Source organism: Streptomyces sp. NPDC052052 (genome assembly GCF_040680455.1).
In the GTDB taxonomy this organism is placed as follows: domain Bacteria; phylum Actinomycetota; class Actinomycetes; order Streptomycetales; family Streptomycetaceae; genus Streptomyces.
This window is the reverse complement of sequence record NZ_JBFAWU010000051.1, coordinates 1-3171: the sequence shown is the minus strand read 5'-3', so window position 1 is coordinate 3171 and position 3171 is coordinate 1. Positions and strand designations below refer to the sequence as shown.

Sequence of the window (3171 nt, the reverse complement as noted above, 5' to 3'; positions counted from 1 at the left end):
TGCACAGTGGACGCGAGCATCTGTGGCCAAGTTTTTAAGGGCGCACGGTGGATGCCTTGGCACCAGGAACCGATGAAGGACGTGGGAGGCCACGATAGGCCCCGGGGAGCTGTCAACCAAGCTTTGATCCGGGGGTGTCCGAATGGGGAAACCCGGCAGTCGTCATGGGCTGTCACCCGCTGCTGAACACATAGGCAGTGTGGAGGGAACGAGGGGAAGTGAAACATCTCAGTACCCTCAGGAAGAGAAAACAACCGTGATTCCGGGAGTAGTGGCGAGCGAAACTGGATCAGGCCAAACCGTATGTGTGTGATACCCGGCAGGGGTTGCGCATGCGGGGTTGTGGGATCTCTCTTTTGCGGTCTGCCGGCCGTGAGACGAGTCAGAAACCGTTGATGTAGGCGAAGGACATGCGAAAGGTCCGGCGTAGAGGGTAAGACCCCCGTAGCTGAAACGTCAGCGGCTCGTTTGAGAGACACCCAAGTAGCACGGGGCCCGAGAAATCCCGTGTGAATCTGGCGGGACCACCCGCTAAGCCTAAATATTCCCTGGTGACCGATAGCGGATAGTACCGTGAGGGAATGGTGAAAAGTACCGCGGGAGCGGAGTGAAATAGTACCTGAAACCGTGTGCCTACAAGCCGTGGGAGCGTCGCTGGCAGTACTTGTACTGTCAGTCGTGACTGCGTGCCTTTTGAAGAATGAGCCTGCGAGTTTGCGGTGTGTTGCGAGGTTAACCCGTGTGGGGAAGCCGTAGCGAAAGCGAGTCCGAATAGGGCGGTTCAGTAGCACGCTCAAGACCCGAAGCGGAGTGATCTAGCCATGGGCAGGTTGAAGCGGAGGTAAGACTTCGTGGAGGACCGAACCCACCAGGGTTGAAAACCTGGGGGATGACCTGTGGTTAGGGGTGAAAGGCCAATCAAACTCCGTGATAGCTGGTTCTCCCCGAAATGCATTTAGGTGCAGCGTCGTGTGTTTCTTACCGGAGGTAGAGCACTGGATAGGCGATGGGCCCTACCGGGTTACTGACCTTAGCCAAACTCCGAATGCCGGTAAGTGAGAGCGCGGCAGTGAGACTGTGGGGGATAAGCTCCATGGTCGAGAGGGAAACAGCCCAGAGCATCGACTAAGGCCCCTAAGCGTACGCTAAGTGGGAAAGGATGTGGAGTCGCAGAGACAACCAGGAGGTTGGCTTAGAAGCAGCCACCCTTGAAAGAGTGCGTAATAGCTCACTGGTCAAGTGATTCCGCGCCGACAATGTAGCGGGGCTCAAGCGTACCGCCGAAGTCGTGTCATTCGTACATGTATCCCCAACGGGAGTACGGATGGGTAGGGGAGCGTCGTGTGCCGGGTGAAGCAGCCGTGGAAGCGAGTTGTGGACGGTTCACGAGTGAGAATGCAGGCATGAGTAGCGATACACACGTGAGAAACGTGTGCGCCGATTGACCAAGGGTTCCTGGGTCAAGCTGATCTGCCCAGGGTAAGTCGGGACCTAAGGCGAGGCCGACAGGCGTAGTCGATGGACAACCGGTTGATATTCCGGTACCCGCTTTGAAACGCCCAATACTGAATCAGGCGATGCTAAGTCCGTGAAGCCGGCCCGATCTCTTCGGAGTTGAGGGTAGTGGTGGAGCCGACGGACCAGACTTGTAGTAGGTAAGCGATGGGGTGACGCAGGAAGGTAGTCCAGCCCGGGCGGTGGTTGTCCCGGGGTAAGGGTGTAGGCCGTGTGGTAGGTAAATCCGTCACACGTTAAGGCTGAGACCTGATGCCGAGCCGATTGTGGTGAAGTGGATGATCCTATGCTGTCGAGAAAAGCCTCTAGCGAGTTTCATGGCGGCCCGTACCCTAAACCGACTCAGGTGGTCAGGTAGAGAATACCGAGGCGTTCGGGTGAACTATGGTTAAGGAACTCGGCAAAATGCCCCCGTAACTTCGGGAGAAGGGGGGCCATTCCTGGTGATGGGCTTTACGTCCTGAGCTGGGGGTGGCCGCAGAGACCAGCGAGAAGCGACTGTTTACTAAAAACACAGGTCCGTGCGAAGCCGTAAGGCGATGTATACGGACTGACGCCTGCCCGGTGCTGGAACGTTAAGGGGACCGGTTAGCTGACTTTCGGGTCGGCGAAGCTGAGAACTTAAGCGCCAGTAAACGGCGGTGGTAACTATAACCATCCTAAGGTAGCGAAATTCCTTGTCGGGTAAGTTCCGACCTGCACGAATGGCGTAACGACTTCTCGACTGTCTCAACCATAGGCCCGGTGAAATTGCACTACGAGTAAAGATGCTCGTTTCGCGCAGCAGGACGGAAAGACCCCGGGACCTTTACTACAGTTTGATATTGGTGTTCGGTTCGGCTTGTGTAGGATAGGTGGGAGACTTTGAAGCAGCCACGCCAGTGGTTGTGGAGTCGCCGTTGAAATACCACTCTGGTCGTGCTGGATGTCTAACCTCGGTCCGTGATCCGGATCAGGGACAGTGTCTGATGGGTAGTTTAACTGGGGCGGTTGCCTCCTAAAGAGTAACGGAGGCGCCCAAAGGTTCCCTCAGCCTGGTTGGCAATCAGGTGTTGAGTGTAAGTGCACAAGGGAGCTTGACTGTGAGACCGACGGGTCGAGCAGGGACGAAAGTCGGGACTAGTGATCCGGCAGTGGCTTGTGGAAGCGCTGTCGCTCAACGGATAAAAGGTACCCCGGGGATAACAGGCTGATCTTCCCCAAGAGTCCATATCGACGGGATGGTTTGGCACCTCGATGTCGGCTCGTCGCATCCTGGGGCTGGAGTCGGTCCCAAGGGTTGGGCTGTTCGCCCATTAAAGCGGTACGCGAGCTGGGTTTAGAACGTCGTGAGACAGTTCGGTCCCTATCCGCTGTGCGCGTAGGAATATTGAGAAGGGCTGTCCCTAGTACGAGAGGACCGGGACGGACGAACCTCTGGTGTGCCAGTTGTTCTGCCAAGGGCATGGCTGGTTGGCTACGTTCGGAAAGGATAACCGCTGAAAGCATCTAAGCGGGAAGCCTGCTTCGAGATGAGTATTCCCACCAACTTGATTGGTTAAGGCTCCCAGTAGACGACTGGGTTGATAGGCCAGATGTGGAAGCCCGGTAACGGGTGGAGCTGACTGGTACTAATAGGCCGAGGGCTTGTCCTCAGTTGCTCGCGTCCACTGTGTT

At 56.5% G+C, this 3171-nt stretch carries 1 rRNA gene; it reads left to right on the top strand.

Going from position 1 to position 3171, the window contains the following annotated elements:
- Window positions 1-24 precede the first annotated feature (24 nt).
- Window positions 25-3149 (top strand): 23S ribosomal RNA (locus tag AB0L71_RS32550).
- The last annotated feature ends 22 nt before the right edge of the window (window positions 3150-3171 follow it).